Origin of the sequence: Sphingomonas faeni (genome assembly GCF_040407565.1) — a bacterium.
Lineage (GTDB): Bacteria > Pseudomonadota > Alphaproteobacteria > Sphingomonadales > Sphingomonadaceae > Sphingomonas > Sphingomonas faeni_F.
In genome coordinates this window covers 41,571-63,118 of sequence record NZ_JAPZPR010000006.1, presented here as the reverse complement: position 1 = coordinate 63,118, position 21,548 = coordinate 41,571, and the positions used below count along the sequence as shown (strand labels likewise).

Below are 21,548 nucleotides of genomic sequence, written 5' to 3'. Positions count from 1 at the left end.
GTTGCAGACCGCGAATACGGGCAGTGCCAATTCAGACGCTGACGTGCATCTCGGCCAAGGCATGATGGCTCATGTCGAGCCAGGCGGCACGATTCCAGGCGGCATGATCGACGGCCTGGGTCGCGTCGGTGGCCGACGGGTCGACAAAGGCACTGGGGCGCACGGCCGATGTTGTCGCGCCATCGTCGAACACGCTGTCGGCCTGCGCCACCGTCGTCGCGGCGGCGGACGCGGACGCACCCCCGCCGATCCGGATGCCGTCGATGATGTCGGCGGCCTTCAGTGCGAAATGCTCGGCGCTCTGCGAGAATTCGAACAGAAGCGCGCCCTTGGTCAGGCCCTTGTCGAGCTGGTCGACCCAGAAGGCGCGACCCGCAGCATCGGCGCCGCGATCGAGCGTGTTCTGGTACATGAAGTCGACCAACTGGCCGCTGGTCTTGCTCGCGATCGCCGACGTGAATTCGGCCGATGCCGCAAACTCGTTGGAGACCTGCGCCAGCGTCCGCGCGCCCATTTTTACCTGCTCCGACCAGAAAGTCAGGCCGCCGGCATCGGGCAGGCGGCCGGTGAAGCTGTCGTACAGCAACGCGACGGCCTGGTAGGTGTCGTCGGTGTCGAAATACCCCTTGCCGACTTGGTCGGCGGTCAGCGTGCGGTGCTCGGCGCTTTCCGAGAAGTCGATCAGCATGCTGCTGCGCGACAGCCCGCCATTAAGCTGCGCCGTCCAGAAGCTGCCGCCGGCAGGATCCGCACCGCGGCCGAGCGCCTGCTGATAGACATAGTCGACGAACGCCGCGTTCGACAGCGTGCCGGTCGCGGCCTGGAACTCGGCGCTGTTGAGGAAGTCGGTCGCGACCGTGTTCAGCGTCGCGCCCTGATCCTGGATCCGGTCGAGCCAATATTCGAGCCCGATCGGGTCCGCTCCACGCTGCAACACGGTGTCGTACAACCGCGTCACCTGCGCACCGACGCTGTCCGCGTCGACGACATATACGCCGTCGGCAAACGCGAACCGCTCGATACCGGTCAGCACATCATGGCCGTCCGCACCATCGACGACATACTGGCCACCTGCGGCTGCGCCCGTAATCGCCGATGCGTGATACAGGCTGGCAAAGACCGCCGTGTCGATCCCGGTGCCGCCGTCGATATGATCGTTTCCGAGACCGCCCTTCAGGATGTCGTTGCCGGCAAACCCCGATATGTCGTCGGCAAAGTCAGTCCCGGTGAGCGTGTCGGCATTGGCCGTACCGGTCTGGCCGCTGTCGATGAGCTTGATGAGAATCGTCTTCGTATCGGTGCCGGTATCGAAGATCTGCCCCGACGCGCGGATCGTCACGGTGATCGTCTCGGTGCCTTCCTTCAGGCTGTCGGCAATCACGGCAATCGACGGCAGGTCAAGCGTGTAGTTGCCGCTCGGCGACAGACTGACGCTGTAGCTTCCCGAATAATTCGGCACGCTGACATCGCTGCCATTGGTCGCGGTCGATTGTGCCGCATCGAACGATACCGACACCGTCCCGCTAGCCTGGCGGATATTGAGCAACGTAATGCTCAACGCGCCGGACAAGCCGTCTTCGGACAGGATCGAGGGGGCCAATATGGTTGCCGTTGGCGCCAGATTTTTGTCGGTGACCGTGAAGGCCGTATTATACCCCAAGGCTATAAGCTGATTTTCATTGTAATAGGTGTTGTTACCAGCCTTGTCGAAAACATAGGCTCCGGTAACTTTGTAAGTCCCTGCAGCAGTGGAGGAGTCGAAATACGACTGAGTTGACGAAACACCATCGGAGAAACTGTCAGATGAATCATAGAGATTGATGTAGCTCGTATTTCCATAATCGGAACGATAGGAGTGATCGAGAGCTAGCGTTACATGATCCACGCCTTGACCTGCATCGCTGGCGCCAACGGTGAAGCCGACATACTGACCACCCCGAGTAACGTCGATATTGGTCGGCAAGGTGAGCGATGTCAGAACCGGGCCTGTCGTATCTGCCACGGTATTACTCGAAACTGTGAACCTGTTATCGATACCTAAAGAAGTGAGCTGATTTTCATTGTAATAGGTGCTGTTGCCGGCTTTATCGAAAACATAAGCCCCAGTAATTTTATAGGTTCCTGCAGTGGTCGCCTGATCGAAATACGACTGCGTTAACGACACTCCATCGGAAAAACTGTCAGATGAGTCGTAGAAATTGATGTAGCTCGTGTTTCCATAATCGGACCGATAGGCGTGGTCCAACGCTAACGTAACGTGGTCCACGCCCTGGCCTATATCGCTGGCGCCAACCTTGAAGGTTGCATATTGGCCACCCTTGGTAACATCGATAGTTGTCGGTAGAGTGAGCGATGTAAGGATCGGGTTTACAGTATCCGCCTGTGAATTGCTGATAACCGTAAATTCGTTTTTGATGCCCAGGGCTGTGAGTTGATACTCATTATAGTAGGTATTGTTACCAGCCTTGTCATACACATAGGCTCCAGTAACTTTGTAGGTTCCTGCAGACGTTGCCGGGTCGAAATATGATCGAGTTGACGAAATACCATCCGAGAAACTGTCGGAAGAATCGTAGAAGTTGATGTAACTCGTATTTCCATAATCGGAACGATAGGAGTGGTCTAAAGCTAAAGTAACGTGGTCCACGCCCTGCCCTACATCGCTGGCACCAACCGTGAACCCGACATACTGACCACCTTTGGTAACGTCGACATTCGTCGGCAACGTCAACGATGTCAGTATCGGGTTTGATGTATCGACCGGCCCGTTTTCAGGGTCGGTGGGCGCAGTCGATGAATTTGCAACGAGAAGCTCGGAGGAAATCGCACTTGGGCGTACAGCCGATGCCGTTGCAGCGGCGGACCCGCCATCCGCTACTCGGATGCCGTCGATGATGTCGGCGGCCTTCAGCGCGAAATGCTCGGCGCTCTGCGAGAATTCGAACAGCAGCGCGCCCTTGGTCAGGCCCTTGTCGAGCTGGTCGACCCAGAAGGCGCGGCCCGCAGCATCGGGACCGCGATCGAGCGTGTTCTGGTACATGAAGTCGACCAGCTGGCCGCTGGTCTTGCCCGCGATCGCCGCGGTGAATTCGGCCGATGCCGCGAACTCGTTGGAGACCTGCGCCAGCGACCGCGCGCCGGTCTTGACCTGCTCCGACCAGAAGGTCAGGCCACCGGCATCGGGCAGGCGTCCGGTGAAGCTGTCGTAAAGCAACGCGACCGCCTGGTAGGTATCGTTGGTGTCGAAATAGCCCTTGCCGACCTGGTCGGCGGTGATCGTGCGGTGCTCGGCGCTTTCCGAGAAGTCGATCAGCATGCTGCTGCGCGACAGCCCGCTGTCGAGCCGTGCCGTCCAGAAGCTGCCGCCGGCAGGATCCGCACCGCGGCCCAGCGCCTGCTGGTAGACATAGTCGACGAACGCCGCGTTCGACAGCGTGCCGGTCGCGGCCTGGAATTCAGCGCTGTTGAGGAAATCGGTGGCCACCGTATTGAGCGTCGCACCCTGGTCCTGAATCCGGTCGAGCCAATATTCGAGCCCCACCGGGTCTGCGCCACGCTGCAACACCGTGTCGTACAGCCGCGTCACCTGCGCACCGACGCTGTCCGCGTCGACGACATACACGCCGTCGACGAACGTGACCGCCTCGACCCCGGTCAGCGTGTCGCGCGCCTCGGCGGCCCCGCCGTGGAGCACGAGCGATCCTGCCGAGGCTTCGGCCGCATAACTGCGGAACGTGCCGGCATAGCTCGCGCGGTCGGCACCGGCGCCGCCGTCGAGCAGGTCGTCGCCCGCGCCGCCGATGAGCGTGTCGTTGCCGTCACCGCCATAGAGCTTGTCGTTGCCGCCAAGGCCGGACAGCACGTCGTTGCCGTCGAGACCGTAGAGCTTGTTGATCCCGGCATCGCCGGTGAGCGCGTCGGCGACATCGGTGCCGTTGCGCAGCGTCGTGTCGATTCGTTGGACGCCGCCCTCATGCGTGAGGATCAGATATTCGCCATTGTCGGTGACGTGGAGATTGTCGCCAAACGCGCCGGTCCGATACGTGCCGGCCAGCGACACACCCGTCGCATAGGTCGCGACGGTGCTCCAGTCGCTCGTCGAGATCGCCAGGATGGTGTCCTTGTCGCCGTTGACGACATACAGGATGCTGTTGTCCTTGCTGAACGTAAGACCCTGCAGACCAGTCGACGACTGAAGATCGGGATATGTGTTCGACAGATTGTAGGTGTATTTGAGGTTGCCGTCGAACACGAGCACGCCCGCGCCGTACACGTAATTGGCGACCAGGCTGCCGTCGGCGCTGATCGCCTGGACGCCGCGGTTGTACCCCTGCGATCCGTTATGCGCGGTCGCGACGAGCGTATCGCCCTGAACCGTGAACATGTTGACGGGCGCGCTGGAGATATTGGATTCCGCCACCAGCACCTTGGTCCGGTCGTCGCTGACCGAGATGATGCTGTCCTGCGTATAGGAACCAGGCAGCGTCGCGATCGCGCCGGTGGCGATGTCGAGCGTCTTCAGCGTCACCCAGCCCGAGCCCTGGAAGCTCTGCGTCAACAGCACCTTGCCGTTCGACAGCACCGCGACGTCGAAGAAGGTGTAGTCGTAATAGTTCGGGGTCGTGACGAAGGTCCTTACCTCGCCGGTCGCGAGATCGACCCGGTGAACACCGATCTGGTAGGTCCGTTCGCCATATTGGCCGATCGTCGTCGAAATCGGCGTCCGCTCGGCGATCACCGCATACCGTCCGTCGAGCGAGATATCCAACCCGCCGAGATTGGTGCCGACCGTCCAGCCTGCCTTCAGCGCGCCGGTCTCGACATCGATCACCGAGAGCTTGCCGTCCTTGCCGGCGACATACAGCGTCTTCTGGTCCTGGCTGAGAACGGTTTCGTTCGACGTCGACGTCAATGTTACGGACGCGCTTTGCGGCTGACTGGTCATGATCCCCCCGGATACGATCTGTTTCACTCGTAGGTCTTGTCTGAAAATCTTTCGTTCGCAATCCGGGTTTTATCCGGTGTCGCGCCACGAAATCGCTTCAACGACTTAACCTATGTCTGGATTGTCGGGCTCCCGCAAGCGGCGCGTCGGGGCAAAGTTTCGAGCCCGACTCCTTGCGCTCAAGCGGTAAGCGCCAGTAGCGCGAAGGTCGCGAGCCAGTGTTCGCCCATATAGTCGTCGGCGAGGTGCGGTAGCGCGGCGTCGAGATGTGTCTCGGCGATCGCGCGCGTGCGCGCCGGATCGGGCAGGTCGTTGGCGAGGCTGCGCCAGCACCAGGCGCGGGCGAGGTTCAGCCCGTCGAGATGCGCCAGCCGCCCGTCGCTGCGATCCGTGACGTCGGCGGGCACGCGCAGGCAGGCGGTCGGCGCGCCGTAGGGGTCTGGCAGGAACGCGGCCAGCCACGCGCCGAACTCCGCCCCCAGCACGGACTTCATCAAGAGCGCCTCGCACAACGTCGCGGAGAGGAAGTCCTCGCCGCTCGGCTCCCACGGCCGTGCGTCGCGATCTCCGCCGAACCAGTGGCGCGCGCGGTCCTCGATCAGGTGCGCCAGCGCGCGGTCACGCGTCCGCGCCCAGCGCAAGGCGTGGATCAAGGCGAACGCGGTGCTGTCGTGCTTGCCGCTCCGCACCGGGTAGCTGAGCTTTGGCAGATACGCCTCGAACCGCGCGGCGAATGCGTGGGCGAGCGGCGCCATCGCGCCGGCCCAGGGACGATCGGGACGCAGCGCCAGTTCGTCGTGCAGCGCGAGCAGCCAGCCCCAGCCATAGGGGCGCTCGAACCCGCCGCTCATCGGTCGGTCGAGATAGGCGACCTCCCCGGCGACGCGCTCGGGGATCAGCATCCGGTCCGCCAGCGCCTCGATCGCGGGGGTTGCGGCGTTGTCCGGATACAGGCGCGCGAGCCGCATCACCTGCCACCAGCCATGCACGCAGCTATGCCAGTCGAAACTGCCGTGGAAGATCGGGTGCAGCACGCTCGGCTCGGCGAGATCGACTGGACCGGTGAGAATCTGGTCGAGCTTGAAGGGCCATGCGCGGGTGAGGTGGCCCAGCGTGAGCGCGGCGAAGCGGTCGGCGGTGGCGGCGTCGAGCATCAGCGGAATCCCAGCCAGTAGAGCAGTGCGATATTCACCGCGAGCAGCGGCAGCGCGGTCGGAATCTGGGCGCGGATCACCGCGCCCTTGTCCTTGAGGTCGAGCAACGCGGCGGGCACCAGATTGAAGTTCGCCGCCATCGGCGTCATCAGCGTCCCGCAGAACCCGGCGAGCATGCCGATCGCCGCGATCACCGCCGGATCGCCGTGATAGCGGCCGATCAGCAGCGGCATCGCGACCGCGGCGAACATCACCGGGAAGGCGGCGAAGGCGTTGCCCATCACCATCGTGAACGCGGTCATGCCGAGCACATAGACGAGCACCGCGCCGATCAGGCTGCCATCGGGGATCGCCGCGCCCGCGATCCCGCCGACGACCTGGCCGACGCCCGCCAGCGCGAACACCGCGCCGAGACTCGCGAGCATCTGCGGCAGCACCGCCGCCCAGCCGACATCGTCCATCAGCCGCAGCCCCTCGACGAACGGGGTCGCGGGCGACGGCCGGAACCAGGCATAGCCGACCGCGAGTGCGAGGATCACGCCGCACGCCAGCGCGACCAGCGTGATCTGCCTGGGGTCGACGAGCGCGGGCATCGCCTTGAACGCCAGCGTGCCGAGCAGCGCGGTCGCCGGGATCACGAGCGCGGGCAGGAACAGCCGGTTGCCGCGCGCCGCTGCCTCGGCCTGGCGCGCGACGGACCCGGTGGTGCCGCGCGTGCTGCGCCCCATCGCGCCCGTCCCTGCGATCGCGACGAGGCCGAGCACGAGCACGCCGTTGCCGATGTCGCCGATCCGATCGCCGAACAGGAAGCTGAGGCTGAGCAACGCGTAGAAGCCGGCATTGCCCAGGCGCCTGGCGTTGCCGCGGTCGGTGGCGCTGAGCAGCGCGAACACCGCGAACGTCACGCCACCGACGAGATAGATGAAATTGGTGCCGATCATGCGGCGCGGGCCAGTCGACGATCGAGCAGCCACAGGCGGAACCCGTGGATCAGCAAGGCCGCGATCGCGGTCGGGATCGCCCATAGCGACAGATGCAGCGGCTGGATGACGATGCCATAGCCTTCGAGCACGCCCTTCATCAGCAGGATCGATCCGATCGCGATGAAGATGTCCTCGCCGAAGAACAGCCCGATATTGTCGGTTGCCGCGGCCATTGCCGGGATCGCATCGCCGCCGGGCTCAGCGCCTTGCCGCTCGGCGGCCGCCTCCGCCATCGGCGCGACCAGCGGGCGCACGCTCTGCGCCGGCCCGGCGATCGAGGTGAGCCCGAGCGCGGCGGTGACCTGGCGGAACAGCAGATAGCCGAGCAGCAGCCGCCCGACCGTCGCGCCCTTCAGCGCGGCGATCGCGCCGCGCGCGCGCTCCTGCAGCCCGTGACGTTCGAGCAGGCCGATCACCGGCAGCACGATATAGACGACGCTGACATAGCGGTTGGTATTGAACGCCTTGCCGAACGCGGCGAGGATCACGCGTGGATCGAGCCCCGCGGCGAGACCGGTGACAAGTGCCGAGACGGCGACCACCAGCAGCGGATTGAAGCGCAACAGGAAGCCCGCGACGATCACCGCGATACCGGCAAGAACGAGCATTCAGACGCTCCCGAGTGCGTTTGCGGGCAATGTGCCGAAGCCGCCGCCGCCGGGCGTCTCGATGACGAACACGTCGCCGGCGGCCATGTCCACCTTCGCGGTCGATCCCAGACGCTCGATCGACCCGTCGGCGCGCTCGACGCATGCCGCGCCGACCGCCCCGTCCGCGCCACCGCCGAGACCGAATGGCGGCACGCGGCGGCGGTTGGCGAGGATGCACGCGGTCATCCCGGCGAGGAAGCGGATCCGGCGCGTGCCGCCATCGCCGCCGCGGCGGGCGCCCGATCCGCCCGAGCCGGCGCGGATCGAGAACTCCTCGAGCAGCACGGGAAAGCGCGTCTCGAAGATCTCCGGATCGGTCAGTCGACTGTTGGTCATGTGGGTCTGGATCACCGCGGTGCCATCATGCGTCGGGCCGGCCCCCGATCCGCCCGCGATCGTCTCGTAATATTGGTAGGTATCGTCGCCGAAGGTGAAGTTGTTCATCGTGCCCTGGCTGGCCGCCATCGCGCCGAACGCGCCGAACAGCGCATCGGTGACGACCTGGCTGGTCTCGACATTGCCCGCGACCACCGCGGCCGGAAAGCGCGGGTTGAGCATCGAGCCTTCGGGGACGCGGATCGTGACGCCGCGCAGACAGCCGTCGTTGAGCGGCACGCCGTCGTCGACCAGCACGCGCATGACGTACAGCACCGCGGCGCGGACGATCGAGACCGGCGCGTTGAAGTTGTTGGGCCGCTGGTCGCTGGTGCCGGCGAAGTCGACCACCATCGTGCGGGCCGTGCGATCGACGCGGATCGCGACGCGGACCATCGCGCCGTCGTCCATCGCGTAGGCGAAGTCGCCGTCGTCGAGGCCGGCGATCACGCGGCGGACCGCGGCGTCGGCATTGACCTGGACGTGCTCCATATACGCGCTGACGACGTCCGCCCCATAGTCCCCGGCGATCCGCGCGAGGCCAGCGGCGCCGCGCGTGCAGGCGGCGAGCTGCGCGGCGAGATCGGCGATGTTCTGGTCGATGTTGCGCGCCGGCCAGACGCCGCCTGCGAACAGCGCGCGCAGCTCGGCCTCGCGGAAATGGCCCTCGTCGACCACCAGCACGTCGTCGAGCAGCACGCCTTCCTGCTCGACCGAGACGCTGTCCGGCGGCATCGATCCGGGGGTGATCCCGCCGACATCGGCATGATGGCCGCGCGCGGCGACGAACCAGTCCGGTGCGTCGCTGCCATCCGCGAATACCGGCATGATGATCGTGATGTCAGGCAGATGCGTGCCGCCGCGATACGGCGCGTTGAGCGCATAGGCGTCGCCGCGGCGGATCCCGCGGCCGTCTGCGGCATCCCCCCGCGCGGCGATGATGGTGCGGATGCTCTCGCCCATCGAGCCGAGATGGACCGGGATGTGCGGCGCGTTGGCGACCAGATTGCCGCGCGCATCGAACAGCGCGCAGGAGAAATCGAGCCGTTCGCGGATGTTGACCGAGGCCGCCGAGCGCTGCAGCGCCGCGCCCATCTCCTCGGCGATGCTCATGAACAGCCCGGCGAAGATCGCGAGGCGGACCGGATCGCTGGCGGTGCCGATCACGGCGGTTGCGCGCGGGGCGATGCGGTCGAGGATCAGCGTGCCGATGCCGTCGACGCGGGCGCGCCAGCCGGGTTCCACGACGGTGGTCGAGACCGGATCGATGATCAACGCCGGACCGTCGAGCGCATGCTCCGCGGGCAGGCCTTCGCGCGCGAGCACCGGCGTGTCGTGCCACGCGCCCGCCAGATAGACCGGGACGGTCGCCATCGGCGCCGCCGCCCGGGTCGGCAGTGGCCGCGCCATCGTCTCGATCGGTGCGCTCGCCGCGATCGCCTCGGCGAGGATGCGGTCGACGATCAGCGGCTGCGTGCCGGCGAACCCGAACTGCGCGACATGCGCGGCGTCGAACGCGGCGGTCATCGTGTCGATGTCGGCGAGGTCCAGCTCGATGCTGTGCTCGGTCTGGCCGCGCCGCAGATGCACGCGCCGCTCGACGATGATCGCGTCGGCGGCGATGCCTTGCGCGACGAGCGCCGCGCGCGCCGCATCTGCCAGCGTGTCGAGCGCGCTGACGAGCGTGGCATGATCGTCGATCCCTGTTCCCAGCGTCGCCTCGCGCAGCACGCGGCGGTCGGCGAGCCCCATGCCATAGGCGGAGAGCACGCCGGCGAGCGGATGGATCATCACCCGGTCCATCGCCAACGCATCGGCGACGAGGCAGGCATGTTGTCCACCGGCGCCACCGAAGCAGGCGAGCGTGTAGCGCGTGACGTCGTGCCCGCGCGCGACCGAGATCGTGCGGATCGCGTTGGCCATGTTGGCGACCGCGACCGCGACGAAGCCTTCGGCGGCGACGTGGGGGGCGAGCGGCAGTTCCGCGAGACGGTCCGCCACCGCCGCGGGATCGAGCGGCGCGTCGCCCTGCGCCCCGAACAGCGCGGGAAAGAAATCGGGGCGCAGCTTGCCGAGCATGACGTTGCAGTCGGTGACGGTCAGCGGCCCGCCGCGCCGGTAGCACGCCGGCCCCGGCACCGCGCCGGCGCTCTCGGGACCGACCAGCAGCCGCTGGCCGTCGAACCGGCAGATCGACCCGCCGCCCGCCGCGACGGTGTGGATACGCAGCATCGGCGCGCGGATGCGCGTGCCGGCGATCAGCGTGTCGGTGTCGCGTTCGTAGCTGCCGGCATAATGCGACACGTCGGTCGAAGTGCCGCCCATGTCGAAGCCGATGACCCGGTCGAACCCCGCCTCGCGCGCGGTCGCGGCCATGCCGACGATCCCGCCCGCCGGCCCCGACAGGATCGCATCCTTGCCGCGAAAGCTGGCGCCGTCGACCAGGCCACCCGACGACTGCATGAACAACGCGCCCTGGCCAAGCGCCGCGCTGAGCCCCTCGACGTAGCGATCGAGCACCGGCGACAGATAGGCGTCGACCAGGGTCGTATCGCCGCGACCGATCAGCTTGATCAGCGGCGCGACCTGATGGCTGACCGAAACCTGCGTGAAGCCGATCGCGCGTGCGATCTCCGCCAGCGCGGTCTCGTGATGAGTGAAGCGATAGCCGTGCATCAGGACGATCGCGATCGCGCGGAGGCCGGCGTCGTATGCGGCTTCAAGCCCGGATTGGGCGGCATCGCGGTCGAGCGGTGTCAGCACGCTGCCATCCGCGGCAATCCGCTCGTCGATCTCCACCACGCGCGCGAACAGCGGCGCGGCGCGGCCGACGTCGCGCGCGAAAATGTCGGCGCGTTCCTGATGGCCGATGACCAGCGCATCGCCGAACCCGCGGGTGATCGCCAGCAGCGTCGGCTCGCCCTTGCGCTCGAGCAGCGCGTTGGTCGCGACGGTGGTGCCGATCCGCAGTTCGAGCGGCACGTCCGCGCCGCCCGTCAGGCGCCGGATCGCCTCGACCGCGGCATCGGCGTAGCGCTCGGGGTCCTCGGACAGCAATTTCACCGTGACGAGGTCGCCACCGGGTTGGCGGGCGACGACATCGGTAAACGTGCCGCCGCGATCGATCCAGAATTGCCAGGGTATCATCACCGACGTCTTACGGCACCACCGGATCGGATCAAGCCAAGCCGTCCACCGACGCCGTCACGCGCGGCGGGTGGCTCCTGCGGCGCGGACCTGCGCGATCGACGGATAGCCGTTCACCGCCATCAGCAGGTCGGCTTCGGCGAGAATGCATTTCAGCACGTGCGCCGCGCCGGCCGCGCCGTCCAGCGCCAGCCCATAGGTATAGGGCCTGCCGACCCCGACCGCGGTCGCGCCGAGCGCCAGCGCCTTGACGACGTCGCTGCCCGACCGGATCCCGGAATCGAACAGTACCGGGATAGTGCCGCTCGCGGTGACGACGTCGGGCAGCAGGTCGATCGCGGCGATCCCGCCATTCGCCTGCCGTCCGCCGTGGTTCGAGCAATAGATCGCGTCGGCGCCGAGATCGATCGCGCGCCGGGCGTCGTCGGGGTGGCAGATCCCCTTCAGGACGAGCGGCAGCCGGGTCAGCGAGCGGAGCCAGGGCATGTCGTCCCAGGTCAGCACCTTGCCGAAAATGCCCGCCCATTGCCGTACCGCCGCTGGCAGATCCTCGCGCGGCGGCTTGGCGAGCATCGCCTGGAACACCGGATCGCTGAAGTAATTCTCCAGCACATGGCCGCGCAGCTGCGGGAAATTTGCGACGTTGAGATCGCGGGGACGCCAGCCGGTCACCCAGGTGTCGAGCGTGACGACGATCGCCTTGTACCCCGCCGCCTCGGCGCGGTTGACCAGGCTTTCGGTCAGCGGCTTGTCCTTGGGCGTGTAGAGCTGGAAGAAGCCGGGCGTATCGCCGAGCGCCTCGGCCACCGCCTCGATCGGGTCGTTCGACAGCGTCGACTGGACCAGCGGCACGCCGGTCAGCGCGGCGGCGCGCGCGGCGGCGATGTCGCCATGCCCGTCCTGCGTGCACAGACCGTTGATCCCGACCGGGCTCATGAAGATCGGGCTCGGCAGCGTCATCCCGAACAGGTCGATCGACAGGTCGCGGCGCGCGCAATCGATCATCATCCGCGGCGTCATGCCCCAGTGGCGGAAGGCGTCGGCGTTGTGGCGCTGCGTGAACTCGTCGCCGCAGCCGCCCTGGAGATAGCCGAGCACCGCGGGGGGCAGGGCCGCCGCGGCGCGCGCTTCGAGCGAGGCGAAGTCGACCGGCAGCTTCGGTGCGACGCCCGCCAGCCCGGCGAAATAGATCTCGTTCTGATAGTCGCCGTAATGCGGCATGCGGTACCTTTCCGGACGTCGATTGAACCCGTCGCGATTAAGCCGGTGCTGAGCACGGCCGTTGCAATTGGGCCGATGCGATTGGGCCGGCGCTGAGCACGGCCGGCCCGATTGCGTCAGTCGCGATAACCCGGATTGACGCGGTCGAGCTTGCGCAGCAGCGCCGGCCAGGCAAGCCCGTCGGCGAGCATGCGCATGCCCGCACCGCTCGACTGGCCCTCGACCTTCTCGGCGACGCCCTGGTGCGGCGTGTTCAGATTCTCGCGGCCGGCGCTCAGCATCAGCACCTGCGCCTCGCAGGCGCGCTCGAGGAAATACATCCGCAGGAACGCCTGCGGCACCGATTCCCCGATCGTCAGCGTGCCGTGATTGCGCAGGATCATCGCGTTCTTCGTGCCCAGATCCTCGACGAGACGCTCGCGCTCCTCCAGTTCGGTCGCGATGCCCTCGAAGTCGTGATAGGCGACGTCGTGCCCGGCGATCATCGCCGTCTGGGTATGCGGCAGCAGCCCCTCCGCCATCGCCGACACCGCCTGGCCATGCGGCGTGTGCAGATGGAGCACCGCGACCGCATCGTCGCGCCCGGCATGGATCGCCGAATGGATCACGAAGCCCGCCCGGTTCACCGGCGCCGGCGTGTCCATGACCTTGTTGCCGTCGACGTCGATCTTGACCAGCGACGACGCGGTGATCTCCTCGAACATGTGCGTATAGGGATTGATCAGGAAATGATGCTCGGGACCGGGCACGCGCGCCGAGAGGTGCGTGAAGATCAGGTCGTCCCAGCCATACAGCGCCACCAGCCGATAGGCGGCGGCGAGATCGACGCGCAGCGCCCATTCCTCGGCCGAAACCTGGTCCTTCACGGTCGTCATTGCCTTCAATGCCGTCGCCATCATCGTCTCCTCGTGCCGCGCGGTCGTTCGCCGCCGCGCCGTTCGGCCATGCCGTTGCCGCAGTGTACGACAGCCGCACGCGAAACAGTGTCGCCCTGGTGACAATCTGCAAATAACCGCTAGCCTTTGCAGATGCGTAACGCGGCCCTCGACCCGATCTCGGACATGCTGGCGACCGATCCGTGGTTCGGCGGCATTGCCCCGGTCCGGCGCGAGAGCCTGCTGCGTGAGGCGCGGGTCGAGACGCTGGAGGGCGGCGCGCGGATCTATGGCGCGGGCGATCCGCCGAACGGGCTATGGGCGGTGATCGACGGGCAAATCCGGCTGAAAAGCCTGTCCGCCAACGGAGCGGAGCTGCTCGCGTTGATCGTTCGGCCGGGGACCTGGTTCGGCGAATTGTCGACGCTGGACGGTCATCCGCGCCCCCACGACGCGACCGCGTTCGGGCCGGCGCGGCTGCTGCACGTGCCGATGGCGGCGTTCGCGCGCGCGGCGGAGGCCCATCCCGCGCTGTACCGCGATCTCGGCCTGCTGGTCTGCGCGCACCAGCGCACCGCGTTGCGGTTCATCGCGCACAGCGTCGGCCGGTCGATCCGGGCCCGGCTCGCGCAGGCGCTGCTCCGCGCTTCGCATGCAGAGACGGGGCACGCAGAGACGAGGCACGCAGAGGAGGGGCGGATAGGGGAGGCGCCGGTGGTCATCAGGCAGGAGGATCTCGCGGCGGTGGTCGGGATCGCCCGCCAGACGCTCAACCGGCATCTCAAACAGTTCGAGCGCAGCGGGCTGGTCAGCATCGCCTATGCGCGGGTCGAGATCCTCGACGTGCCGGCGTTACGGGCGATCGCCACGGAATGACCGGCTTGCCGCAAGGACTCATCGCCAAGCACCGACGCGACGCGCTACACCGTCGCGCATGACCATCAGAATTGGAATCGGCGGCTGGACCTACGAGCCATGGCGCGGGACCTTCTATCCCGAGAAATGGCCGCAGAAGCGCGAGCTCGATTATGCCGCGGAACACGTCACCGCGATCGAGATCAACGGCACCTATTACGGCAGCCAGAAGCCGGCGACATTCGCGTCGTGGGCGAAGGCGGTGCCCGACGGGTTCGTCTTCTCGCTCAAGGCGTCGCGCTATTGCACCAACCGCAAGGTGCTCGCGGACGCGGGCGACTCGATCGCGAAGTTCACGGGGCAGGGGATCGCCGAGCTGGGCGATCGGCTCGGGCCGATCCTGTGGCAGTTCATGGCGACGAAACAGTTCGACGCGGACGATTTCGGCGCGTTCCTGAAGCTGCTGCCCTCCAGACAGGACGGGCTCGCGTTGCGCCATGCTATCCAGGTTCGCCACGAGAGTTTCGCGGTGCCGGAGTTCGTGGCGATGTGCCGCGACGCCGGCGTCGCGATCGTCTTCGCGCAATCGGCGGAATATCCCGCGATCGCCGACGTCACCGGCGATTTCGTCTATGCGCGGCTGGAAGACGCCGAGGAGCAGTTCGTCGCGGGCTATGCGCCGACCGTGCTGGACGCATGGGCGGACCGTGCGCGAATATGGGAAGCAGGTGGCCGCCCCGACGGCCTTCCCTATGTCGAGGACGCTGCGCCCGCGAAACGCAAGCGCGAGACGTTCGTGTTCTTCATCAACGGCGCCAAGATCCGCGCGCCGCATGCCGCGATGGCGCTGATCAAGCGCGTGTCGGCATAGGCCGCCGCGGCGCCTGCTGCGTCCGATAACGCGCACCCGCGGACGTTCAGCCTGTTGATCACGCTTCGCGAAACCAGACATTTGTCCACTCTCATGCGCGCACTACCAACGGCAGCGTTGCCGGCAGTGCGACCTTGCGCCGGTTGACGGCCGTCCGCGCTCCGCGTCCACGCGGAACGGATGGATGTTCCCTGGGCCTCCGTCTAGAAAGCGCTATTCCGAGTTCGGAGGCGGCAGACGACATGGACTGGAAAGTATTCACTGCATGCGCGACGTGCGTGCTGTCGCTGACCCCCGCAATAGCCCAGGACCACCGTGTCCTCATACAGGGAGCCCGCGTCTTCGACGGCACGAAGATGCTGGGCAAGCGCGACGTGATGCTTTCAAACGGGCGCATAGCGGCGGTCGGCAAGATGCTGCGCATACCGTCGGACACCGAGGTGATCAACGGTCGTGGCCGAACGCTCATCCCCGGCCTGATCGACGGGCACGTACACGTTTTCGCGGGCGCGCAACGCGACGCGCTGCGGTTCGGCGTGACGACGATGTTCGACATGTACTCGATTGCCGACGCCGCCACGATCGCCGGCTGGCGTCAGCAGCGCGCCTCGTATGGGAGGGTCGCCGAAGCCGACACCTTCACCGCCGGCGTCGGCGCGACCCCGCCTGGCGGACATCCGATCGAGCTGTTCGCGGGTCAGGCCAATATGCCCTTGCCCCCCACGCTCGCCGCGGACGCCGACGCGAACGCCTTCATGGCAGCGCGCGTCGCCGGCGGGTCCGACTACATCAAGATCCTTCAGGACGATGGTGCTCGCCCGGGGCGTCGGGCCTCGCTCCCCGCATTCAGCGCGGCACGCTTCGCCGCCGTCATCCAATCCGCCAAAGCGACGGGCAAACTCGTTGTCGTCCACGTTCAGCAACTGGCCGACGCGCGCATCGCCGTCGCTGGTGACGTCGACGTGATTGAGCACGCGATCTGCGATGCCCCTCTCGATCCGGCCCTTGTCAGATCGATCGTGTCGAAGGGCATTGCCCAGACGGCAACGCTCGCGGTGTACGACGGGATCTCCGGCGCGGACGATGCGCGCACGCTGGCCGCGGATCCCGTCGTGGCACCGTATCTCTCGGAAACGCAGCGCGGCATGCTCACTCTTACCTGGCCTCGGCCAAGGCCTGCCGACTTCTCGACCGCGCTCGCCAATACGCGAATGCTCGCCCGGGCCGGTGCGGTGATGATCGCCGGTACAGACGCGCCCAATCCCACCACGGCGTTCGGACCTTCTCTACACCTCGAACTCGCGCTTCTCGTGCGTGCAGGGCTCAGTCCCGTACAGGCACTGGCCGCGGCAACGTCGGCGCCGGCCCATGTCTTCAAGACGCCGGACCGCGGCCGCATTGCCAAGGGGATGCGGGCGGATCTGGTTCTCGTCGAGGGCGATCCGACGAAGAGGATCAGCGACACCCGCCGGATCGTGACGATCTGGAAGAACGGTTACACCGTCGATCGCCACGTCGTTCCGGCACCGCCGGGGCGCTGACGCGCTGGCACTCACGCCGACAGGACGGAAAGGTCGGATCTCCGGGCTCGGGAGCTAAGAATCACGACGCCCGAAGTCTGTGATTCGTGCAGTCCGCGCCCATCGTCCGTGGTCGATGTTCCGTCGCGAATCACGGTGGCAGGATCGTTTGGACATGCGGACGAGGCAGGCGCCGCAACCGTGAGTGTCAGACGCCCGGGCTCTCCGGGGCAGTCTCGACCGCGGGGGTTTGTGGCTCGGGGGCGGGCATCACTACCGGCGCCGGCTGGGGTTGCCCGGCCTGGCCGATCAGCGCGGCGTTCTCGATCGCATCGAGCGCCTGGCGCGCGACGACGTAGCGCCGCGCCGCGTCCATCCAGTTGCCCGCCTGCGTCGCGCCCGGCAGCCGGGCGACTTCCGCGCGCGCCGCCTCGACCTGGCCCGCGCCCAGCAACCGCCGTGCGCGCGCGAGGCGATCGGTCGGGATCTGCGAGGGCGTACCGGCCTTGCGCAGGATGATCAGCGAGTCGATCTGGTGCTGGATCGTGTCGAGCCAGCCCTCGCCGGTCGATGTCGTGATGTCCGGCGCGATCGTGTCGAGCCCCTGGCGCAGATCCTCCAGCGTCACCGGCTGGCGCGCGGCCTGGATCAGCAGCATCGTCGCGCGTGGCTGCGCCTGGCCGAACCGCAGCCGTATCTGTTCCTCGAGATAGCCGAGCTGGACGCCGCGATCGAGCGCGCGGCGCGCGGCGAAGGCGACCATCAGCCCCTCCGCGCGCGTCGCCTGGCCGCCCGCGGCGGCGGCATCGCTGGTGATCGCCGCGGTGCGCGCCTCGAGCGCGGCCAGCTGGCCTGCCAGCGTGGCTTCGCGCGTCGCCAGCACGGCGGTGTCGATCGGTGGCGCGGCCTGCGGCTCGCCGTTCGGGCCGAGCGGTTGCGACGGGATATAGCCCGCGCTGCCCGCGCCCTGCGTCTGCGCCGTCGTCGCCGCACCGGTGCCGGTCGACCCGGCGGTCGCCTGCGTGCCGCCGAACCAGGGCAGCATCCTGGAGGCATAGGCCATCAGCCCGAGACCGGCGACGAAGGCGAGCCCGGTCAGGGCCAGGATGATACCCATTTTGGGTCCGCGTGCCCGTGGGCGATCGGTCGGCACGTAGTCGCTCATGACATGCTTATCCCCGCCGCGCGCCGGATGGTCAATCGCGTGCGTGTTCGCACCTGCAACAGCGAGCGCGACGAGTGCCGGATCGCTGGGCTGCGGTGCGATCGACACGGAGGCCCAGCCGCGACCGGCGGCCTCGCCGACGCCCTCGCTGATCGCCGCGACCGCGATTCGCGACCGGTCCACTCCCGCTGCGTCGACCAGTGCCGCCAGCCGCGCCGCCGCCCGCGCGGAATGGAGCAGGACGAGGCAATCCTCGAACGACCGCGTGGTCGCGTCGTCCAGCGGCAGCGCGTCGCTGGCGTAGACGATGACCGAATCGATGCCGCCGGTCGAATCGTCCGCCCCGTCATTGCCGTACGCATCGCCGACCCCGGTCGGGCTCCGGTCGCGGCCGGCGAGATGGAGCAACCGGGCAAAGCCGCGGTCGCGCGCCTCGGAAACGACCGCGCGGGCGTCGCCGGTGCCGGTGACCGCCACCGCGAACCCGGCACCGGCCGCCGCGGCCGCCGTCGTCGCGCCGACCGCTATCGCCGGCAGATGCTTCACCGCGTCCAGCCCGGCACCGCCATGGCGCACCGCGTTGGCGCTCGTCAGCAACAGGCCATCGATTCCGGTGAGCTCTGGTATCGTCCAGGCGACCGGGCGTACCGCGAACAGCGGCACCTGGCGCACCGTTAGCCCGAGCGCGCGCAGGGCCGCGGCGGTGCGCGCGTTGCCGGGCTCCGGCCGCAGCACCACGATCGCCCGGGTCATGGCAGCATCATGCGGCGAACAGCCGCCGGACGCTGGCGGGGGCGCGGGTCAGCAGGTCCTCCGCGAGCGCGGTCCCGAGGTCGTCCTCGACCGTCCCCTCGATCGACCCCGCGACATCGCACGACCCATCCTCGGCGATCAGTTCGGCGCGCAGCGTCAGCGTCTCGCCCGCCAGCGAGGCCAGCGCCGCGACCGGCGAATGGCAGTCCGCCCCCAGCCGCGCGAGCAGCGCCCGCTCGGTCAGCACGCACGCACGCGTGTCGCTATGATCGATCGCGGCAACGATCTCGCCCGCGGCGCTTCCGGCGAGCACCTCGACGCCAACCGCACCCTGGGCGGGCGCCGGCAGCATGACGTCGGTCGGGATCGCATGGCCGTCGTCGCGCCCGAGCCGGTCGAGCCCCGCCGCCGCCAGCAGGGTCGCATCCATCTCGCCGCTCGCGACCCGGCCGAGCCGCGTGTCGACATTGCCGCGGATCAGCACGATCTCGAGGTCGGGGCGCAGCCGCAGCATCTGCGCACGGCGGCGCGGCGAACTCGTGCCCACCACCGCGTGCGGGCGCAGGTCGGCGAGCGTCTCCGCGCCGATCAGCCGGTCGCGCACGTCGGCGCGGGGCAGCATCGCCGCAATCCGCAGCGTCTGGGGCCGGATGGTCTCGACGTCCTTCATCGAATGCACCGCGCCATCGATGTCGCCGTCGTGCAGCGCGCGATCCAGCTCCTTGGTCCACAGCGCCTTGCCGCCGATCTCGGCCAGCGCGCGGTCCTGCACGCGGTCGCCGGTGGTCCGGATCACGACGATCTCGACCATATCGGGCGACCAGCCATGCGCCGCGCACAGTGCATCGCGCACCATGCCCGCCTGGGTGAGAGCGAGCGGCGATCCGCGCGTACCGAGCCGAAAACGAGTCATTCTTCGCGCCATGCAGAAACCGCGCGGCTTCGACAAGCTTGGCGCGGCGCGATAGGAGAGGGCGATGATCATCCTCGGTATCGAATCCTCCTGCGACGAAACCGCCGCCGCGCTCGTCACCGGCGACCGTCAGGTCCTCGCGCACCGGCTGTTGGGGCAAGAGGCGGCGCACGCCCCGTTCGGCGGCGTCGTCCCCGAAATTGCCGCGCGCGCGCATGTCGAGGCGCTCGAGCCGCTGATCGTCGCGGCCCTCGCCGATGCGGGACTCAAGCTGGCCGACGTCGATGCGATCGCCGCGACCGCGGGGCCGGGGCTGATCGGCGGCGTCATGGTCGGGCTGGTGACGGGCAAGGCGCTCGCCCACGCGGCCGGCAAGCCCCTGATCGCGGTCAACCACCTCGAAGGCCACGCGCTGTCGCCACGGCTGTCCGACCCGGATCTCGAATTTCCGTACCTGCTTTTGCTCGTGTCCGGCGGGCATTGCCAGTTGCTGCTGGTCGAAGGCGTCGGCGCGTATCGCCGGCTCGCGACGACGATCGACGACGCGGCAGGCGAAGCCTTCGACAAGACCGCCAAGCTGCTCGGTCTCGGCTTCCCTGGCGGCCCCGCGGTCGAACGCGCCGCAGCACTCGGCAACCCGAAGGCGGTCCCGCTGCCCCGTCCGCTCAAGGGCTCGGCGGAACCGCATTTCTCGTTCGCCGGCCTGAAAAGCGCCGTCGCGCGCGTCGTCGGCCAATATTCGCCCGAGGACCTTGCCGCCTCGTTCCAGGCCGCGGTCGTCGACTGCCTGATCGATCGCACGACGAAGGCGCTGCGGACCTCGCACGGCGCCACCGCGCTCGTTGTCGCGGGCGGAGTAGCGGCGAACACCGCGGTTCGTGGCGCGTTGCAGACGCTCGCCAGCGCGCACGGCCTCCGCTTCGTCGCGCCGCCGCTCTGGCTCTGCACCGACAACGCCGCGATGATCGGCTGGGCGGGCGCCGAGCGTTTCGCCGTCGGGCTCACCGACCCGCTCGACGTCGCCGCGCGCCCACGCTGGCCACTCGATCCCAACGCCGAAGCGGTGCGTGGCGCAGGAGTTAAGGCATGAAGATCGGCGTCATCGGCGGCGGTGCCTGGGGCACTGCACTCGCACAGGTCGCCGCGCACGAAGGTCGCGACGTGATCCTCTGGGCGCGAGAAACCGCGGTGGTCGACTCGATCAACGAGCACCACGAGAACAGCCTCTTCCTCGCCGGGGTCGCGCTCTCCCCGACGATCCGTGCCACCGAGGACCTCACCGCGCTTGCCGACATGGACGCGATCCTCGTCGTCGCCCCCGCGCAGCACGTCGGCAGCGTCCTCGCCGCCGCCCCGGTCGGGCGCATCCCGCTCGTCCTGTGCGCAAAAGGCATCGAAGCCGGCAGCAAGCGTCTGGTCGGCGAAGTCGCGCGCGCCGTTCACCCGAACGCACCGATCGCCGTCCTCTCCGGGCCCACCTTCGCGCACGAGGTCGCCGCCGGGTTGCCCACCGCCGTCACGCTGGCATGCGAGGATGCCGACCTCGGCGAACGCCTCGCCACGCGGCTGGCGGCGCGTCATTTCCGCACCTACGCCTCCACGGACGTCGCCGGCGCGGAGATCGGCGGCGCGGTGAAGAACGTCCTCGCGATCGGCTGCGGCGTCGTCGAGGGCGCCGGGCTTGGCCAGAACGCGCGCGCTGCCTTGATAGCGCGCGGATTCGCCGAGATGACCCGCTTCGGCCTCGCCCGCGGAGCCCGGGCGGAAACGCTCGCCGGGCTATCGGGGCTGGGCGACCTCGTCCTGACCTGCTCCTCGATCAGTTCGCGTAACTTTTCGCTCGGCGTCGGTCTGGGGAGGGGCGACTCCGCCGCAATGCTTCTGTCCGACCGTCGCACCGTCGCGGAAGGCGCCTTCACCGCCCCCGTCCTCCGCGAAGCCGCGCGCGACGCGGGCGTCGACATGCCGATCACCGAAGCCGTCTGCCGACTATTGGAAGGTGCGCCGGTAAGTGACGTCATCGGCGACCTCCTCGCGCGCCCGCTAAAGGGCGAGGCGGGCTAACCCCCAAAACTGTTTCCCCGCGAAGCCAGGGACCCAGACTGGGCTCCCGCCTTCGCG

14 protein-coding genes are annotated in these 21,548 nt (G+C 67.8%); 5 read left to right on the top strand and 9 right to left on the bottom strand.

What is annotated here, in order from left to right; genetic code table 11:
- Nucleotides 1–31 precede the first annotated feature (31 nt).
- The 7 genes from O6Y00_RS13325 to O6Y00_RS13295 all read right to left on the bottom strand — a co-directional run bounded on the left by O6Y00_RS13325 (nt 32) and on the right by O6Y00_RS13295 (nt 13,371).
- Nucleotides 32–4,972 carry a DUF4214 domain-containing protein gene (locus O6Y00_RS13325; RefSeq protein ID WP_353443086.1) on the bottom strand — a complete coding sequence of 1,647 codons (4,941 nt, stop codon included), beginning with the start codon at nt 4,970–4,972 and terminating at the stop codon, nt 32–34.
- 152 nt (nt 4,973–5,124) lie between these two features.
- Nucleotides 5,125–6,099, bottom strand: coding sequence for a DUF2891 domain-containing protein (locus tag O6Y00_RS13320; RefSeq protein ID WP_353443085.1), 975 nt, complete (start codon nt 6,097–6,099; stop codon nt 5,125–5,127).
- Nucleotides 6,099–7,040: a DUF979 domain-containing protein gene (locus O6Y00_RS13315; RefSeq protein WP_353443084.1), complete on the bottom strand. Its 942-nt coding sequence runs from the start codon at nt 7,038–7,040 to the stop codon at nt 6,099–6,101. Before O6Y00_RS13315 ends, O6Y00_RS13320 begins: the two co-directional genes overlap by 1 nt.
- Nucleotides 7,037–7,690 carry a DUF969 domain-containing protein gene (locus O6Y00_RS13310; protein WP_353443083.1) on the bottom strand — a complete coding sequence of 218 codons (654 nt, stop codon included), beginning with the start codon at nt 7,688–7,690 and terminating at the stop codon, nt 7,037–7,039. Before O6Y00_RS13310 ends, O6Y00_RS13315 begins: the two co-directional genes overlap by 4 nt.
- Entirely contained in the window at nt 7,691–11,254 is a 3,564-nt protein-coding gene (locus O6Y00_RS13305) for a hydantoinase B/oxoprolinase family protein (protein WP_353443082.1), read from the bottom strand. It abuts the gene before it with no gap.
- 57 nt (nt 11,255–11,311) lie between these two features.
- Nucleotides 11,312–12,475: an alpha-hydroxy-acid oxidizing protein gene (locus O6Y00_RS13300; protein WP_353443081.1), complete on the bottom strand. Its 1,164-nt coding sequence runs from the start codon at nt 12,473–12,475 to the stop codon at nt 11,312–11,314.
- A gap of 116 nt (nt 12,476–12,591) precedes the next feature.
- Nucleotides 12,592–13,371, bottom strand: coding sequence for a class II aldolase/adducin family protein (locus O6Y00_RS13295; RefSeq protein ID WP_353443080.1), 780 nt, complete (start codon nt 13,369–13,371; stop codon nt 12,592–12,594).
- Between the two features lie 132 nt (nt 13,372–13,503).
- Here O6Y00_RS13295 and O6Y00_RS13290 point away from each other — a divergent pair, with 132 nt between their 5' ends.
- The 3 genes from O6Y00_RS13290 (at nt 13,504) to O6Y00_RS13280 (ending at nt 16,617) form a co-directional block, all read left to right on the top strand.
- Nucleotides 13,504–14,226, top strand: coding sequence for a Crp/Fnr family transcriptional regulator (locus O6Y00_RS13290; protein WP_353443079.1), 723 nt, complete (start codon nt 13,504–13,506; stop codon nt 14,224–14,226).
- Nucleotides 14,227–14,284: 58 nt separating this feature from the next.
- Nucleotides 14,285–15,076: a DUF72 domain-containing protein gene (locus O6Y00_RS13285; RefSeq protein WP_353443078.1), complete on the top strand. Its 792-nt coding sequence runs from the start codon at nt 14,285–14,287 to the stop codon at nt 15,074–15,076.
- A gap of 242 nt (nt 15,077–15,318) precedes the next feature.
- Nucleotides 15,319–16,617 carry an amidohydrolase family protein gene (locus O6Y00_RS13280; RefSeq protein WP_353443077.1) on the top strand — a complete coding sequence of 433 codons (1,299 nt, stop codon included), beginning with the start codon at nt 15,319–15,321 and terminating at the stop codon, nt 16,615–16,617.
- Between the two features lie 187 nt (nt 16,618–16,804).
- Here the strand turns inward: O6Y00_RS13280 and O6Y00_RS13275 are convergent, their stop codons facing one another.
- Both O6Y00_RS13275 and hemC read right to left on the bottom strand, forming a co-directional pair.
- On the bottom strand, nt 16,805–18,514 hold the full coding sequence (locus tag O6Y00_RS13275; protein WP_353443076.1) for a uroporphyrinogen-III synthase: 1,710 nt from the start codon (nt 18,512–18,514) through the stop codon (nt 16,805–16,807).
- 7 nt (nt 18,515–18,521) lie between these two features.
- Nucleotides 18,522–19,427: a hydroxymethylbilane synthase gene (hemC, locus tag O6Y00_RS13270; RefSeq protein WP_353443075.1), complete on the bottom strand. Its 906-nt coding sequence runs from the start codon at nt 19,425–19,427 to the stop codon at nt 18,522–18,524.
- 64 nt (nt 19,428–19,491) lie between these two features.
- Between hemC and tsaD the strand changes: the two genes are divergently transcribed.
- Both tsaD and O6Y00_RS13260 read left to right on the top strand, forming a co-directional pair.
- On the top strand, nt 19,492–20,517 hold the full coding sequence (gene tsaD, locus O6Y00_RS13265) for a tRNA (adenosine(37)-N6)-threonylcarbamoyltransferase complex transferase subunit TsaD (protein ID WP_353443074.1): 1,026 nt from the start codon (nt 19,492–19,494) through the stop codon (nt 20,515–20,517).
- Nucleotides 20,514–21,491, top strand: a complete 978-nt coding sequence (locus O6Y00_RS13260; RefSeq protein ID WP_353443073.1) for an NAD(P)H-dependent glycerol-3-phosphate dehydrogenase — start codon at nt 20,514–20,516, stop codon at nt 21,489–21,491. The genes tsaD and O6Y00_RS13260 overlap by 4 nt, the downstream gene beginning before the upstream one ends.
- Nucleotides 21,492–21,548: the final 57 nt, after the last annotated feature.